General features: G+C 70.7%; 3 protein-coding genes and 1 pseudogene. 2 read left to right on the forward strand and 2 right to left on the reverse strand.

What is annotated here, in order from left to right:
• Positions 1 to 171 precede the first annotated feature (171 nt).
• Complete coding sequence (locus tag FV228_RS23960; protein WP_147856855.1) at positions 172 to 618, forward strand: hypothetical protein; 447 nt, start codon at positions 172 to 174, stop codon at positions 616 to 618.
• Between the two features lie 47 nt (positions 619 to 665).
• Positions 666 to 1,385: a glutathione S-transferase gene (locus FV228_RS23965; RefSeq protein WP_147856853.1), complete on the forward strand. Its 720-nt coding sequence runs from the start codon at positions 666 to 668 to the stop codon at positions 1,383 to 1,385.
• A 9-nt stretch (positions 1,386 to 1,394) separates the two neighbouring features.
• On the opposite strand, the gene FV228_RS23970 is transcribed toward FV228_RS23965, so the two are convergent.
• The gene (locus FV228_RS23970) at positions 1,395 to 3,137 is read right to left on the reverse strand and encodes a bifunctional protein-serine/threonine kinase/phosphatase (RefSeq protein WP_147856854.1); all 1,743 of its coding nucleotides are present in this window, start codon (positions 3,135 to 3,137) and stop codon (positions 1,395 to 1,397) included.
• Positions 3,134 to 3,428: pseudogene (locus FV228_RS23975) on the reverse strand (ATP-binding protein); the annotation flags it as partial. The pseudogene FV228_RS23975 and the gene FV228_RS23970, both read right to left, overlap by 4 nt.

Raw genomic sequence — 3,428 nt, forward strand, 5'->3', positions numbered from 1 at the left:
GCCCTCGCCTGCCGCGGCCGCTGGCGGGCCGAGCGGCGGGGCTGAGCGCGGTCGCGAAATCGTCCGCATCTTGCCCGAGATCGGGCGGACGCAACGTCCCGTCAGCCGCGATCCCGACGCAATCATGAGGGAATGCTGAACGCCATTCGGACACCCGACGAGGCCGCCCGCATGAAGTCCACGATCCTCGCCACCTTCGCCGTTCTCGCGCTGGCATCGACGGCTGAGGCGCGTCCCCACCGCCATCCGGCCGCGCCGGTGGTGAACAAGGCGGAGGCCGAGAAGGTTCTGGGCCCGCTGCGGCAGGCGGCGACGGAATGCTTCGCCGAGACCGTGCTGGCGAACCCGAAGGCGACGGCCGAGGCCCGGGCCGGCCATTGGTACGAGGCGGTGGGCATCACCGGTTTCCTGTGCCGCCCGGAGGTGGCCGCGATGATCCAGGCCCATGACCGGCTCTACGGCGCAAAGACGGGTGAGCGCTACTTCAAGGGCGCCTACGTCAAGCATCTCGACCAGCAGCTCGCCGAGCACCTGCAGCCGATGCTGGCCCACAAGGCGGTCGCCAGCGCCGAGCCGCCGCCCGAGAAGGCGACCGACGGCGACGCCCCGGGCAACTGAGCGGGAACCACGCGCCGGCACCGCGTCTTCCCGCTGAAGGAGACCCGATGCCCTACGAGTTGCATTACTGGCCGATGATCCAGGGGCGCGGCGAGTTCGTCCGCCTCGCCCTCGAAGAGGCCGGTGCCGACTATGTCGACATCGCGCGGCGGGACGACGAGGCCGGCGGCATCGAGCCGATGCTCGACCGCCTCACCGATCCGGGCAATCGCCGACCGCCCTTCGCGCCGCCGTTCCTGCGCGACGGCGATGTCGTGATCGGCCAGAGCACCGCGATCCTGCTCTATCTCGGGCCGCGCCTCGGCCTCGTCGGCGCCTCCGAGGCGGACCGGATCTGGACGCACCAATTGCAGCTCACCATCGCGGATGCGGTGGACGAGGCCCACGACACGCACCATCCCCTCGGGGTCGGCCTGTACTACGCCGACCAGAAGCCGGAGGCCGCGCGCCGGGCCGAAGGGTTCCGCCAGGACCGCATCCCCAAATTCTTCGGGTATTTCGAGCGCGTGCTGGCGGCGAACGGGAGCGAACGCCTGGTCGGATCAAAGCTGTCCTACGCCGACCTATCCCTGTTCCAGCTGGTCGCCGGATTGCGCTACGCCTTCCCGAACGCATCCAATGCTGCCCTGCGCGACACGCCGCATGTCGCCCGGCTGCACGAAGCGGTGGCGCAGCGCCCGCGCATCGCCGCCTACCTGGCGAGCGACCGGCGCATCCCGTTCAACGAGGACGGGATCTTCCGCCGATATCCCGAACTGGACGGTTGACGCTCCGAGTCACCGGGGCGGGTGGGCGATCAGGATGCCGGCCAGCCCGAGTGCGACGAGGCCCAGCACCAGCGACAGAAACCGCCAGAACAGCAGCGGATCGCGCTCCAGCAGCGACGCCCGTCGGGTCTCCGTGAAGGCCGGGTTGGGGTGCCGGAGATCGTGGACGAATTCCGAGAGCGCCTGGTACCGGCGGGCGGGATCGGCATGCACGGCCTTCCGGAGCGCCCCATCGACCCAGGCCGGCAACAGCGGCCGGGCATTGCAGGCCGAAATGTAGCGGAGCTTGCGCTGGGCCGCGCGCGTCAACGCCCGGGGCACCCGGTCACCGTAGGGCAGCCGGCCGGTGAGCATCTGGTAGGCGATCACCCCCATCGCGAAGATGTCGGAACAGGCCGTGGACGGCTCGCCCAGGAAGCATTCCGGCGCCGTGTATTGCACGGTCCCCAGGATCTCGGCCGCATCGAGCCTGGGATCGCCCTCCACCACCCCGGCCACCTTGGTGGCCCCGAAATCGATGACCTGGACGGTGCCGGCTTTGTCGATCAGGACGTTGTCGGGACGCAGATCCTGGTGGACCATCTCTTTTCGGTGGAAGGCCTGCACGCCCTTCGCCAGTTGCTCGACGAGGCCGCGCACCGCCTCCAACTCGGGAGCCGGGTGGTCGCGCATCCACTGGGTCAGGGTCTGACCCTCGACGTAGCGCATGACCGTGTAGAGGTGGCTGCGGCGGCGGGTCTGCGGATGGGCCTTGAGCACGTGCGGGCTGTCGATCCGCCGGGCGATCCACTCCTCCAGGGCGAAGCGCTTGCGCTGGGCCGGGTCGTCGCGCAGATCGAGGGATAGGACCTTCAGCGCGACCGGATCCCCGGTCACCGCGTCGAGCGCCAGGTAGACCCGGCTGCGCGGCCCGGAATGCAGCGTGCGCAGCAGCCGGTAGCCGTCGAAGTCGGCCGGCGGATCGAGCAGGGGTGCCGGATCGAGCCCCTCGACGCCACCGAGCAGGTCGGCCGGCTCGCCCTCCGGCACGGAGTCGATCCGCACGATCTGGACGGTCAGGTTGTCCGGGCTGCCGGCCTCGTGCGCGGCCTCCACGATCGCCCGGGCGGCGCCGTCGAGATCGTCTCCGGCCTCGGCGATCATGGCGGCCACGTCCCGCGGGCGGACATGCTCGTGGACGCCGTCGGTCGTCAGCACGAAGACGTCGCCGGCCTCCAGGCTCGCCGTGTGATAATCGATCTCGACATGCCCACCCGCCCCGAGCGCGCGACCGAGATACGATTCCGCCGCGGAGACCACGACTCTGTGATCCTCGGTGAGTTGCTCCAAGGACCGGCCGGCGACACGCCAGATCCGGGCATCGCCGACATGGAACAGGTGCGCGGTGCGCGCCTTTAGGACAAGCGCATCGAAGGTGGTGACGTAGCCCTTGTCGGCATCGTGCGGGTCGTGCCCGCGCCGTGTCTGCGCGTAGAGCCAGGAATTCGTCGCCGCGATCACCCGCTGCGCCGAGGACTTCACCGACCACGTGTCCGGGGTGGCGTAGTAGTCGCCGAGGAAGCTCTTGACCGCGGTCTCGCTCGCCAGGGCGCCGACCGCGCTGCTGCTGATCCCGTCGGCCAGCGCCACCGCGATCCCTTTGAGGCCGAGCGCCGGCTGCACCGGCACCAGGGCACCGTGGAAATCCTGGTTCGCATCCTTGCGGCCGGCCGCGCTGGCCTGCCCGATCGTGACGGCCAGGTCCGCGCTCACGCGGCCGCCGCGGACGCGTCGCTCCGGCCCCGATAGGACAAGGCCTCGGCCAGGTGCAGCCGGCGCACCTGCGCCTCGCCGTCGAGGTCGGCCAGCGTGCGCGCCACCCGGAGGGTCCGGTGGAAGCCGCGGGCGGAGAGCCGCATGCTCTCGGCCGCCTGCCGGATTAGGGCCGTCCCCTCGGCATCGGGGCTCGCCACCTCCTCGATCAGCGTCGCCGGGCATGTGGCGTTGGTGGTGGCGGCCGGCAGGGCGCGGGCGGCATAGCGCGTCGTCTGGAGCGTGCGGGCT

This window comes from Methylobacterium sp. WL18, from assembly GCF_008040015.1.
GTDB lineage: Bacteria > Pseudomonadota > Alphaproteobacteria > Rhizobiales > Beijerinckiaceae > Methylobacterium > Methylobacterium mesophilicum.

Bases quoted from the DNA above. Each gene is read 5' to 3' on its own strand.
- FV228_RS23960 (WP_147856855.1), top strand. From the start codon at position 172: ATGAAGTCCACGATCCTCGCCACCTTCGCCGTTCTCGCGCTGGCATCG.
- FV228_RS23965 (WP_147856853.1), top strand. From the start codon at position 666: ATGCCCTACGAGTTGCATTACTGGCCGATGATCCAGGGGCGCGGCGAG.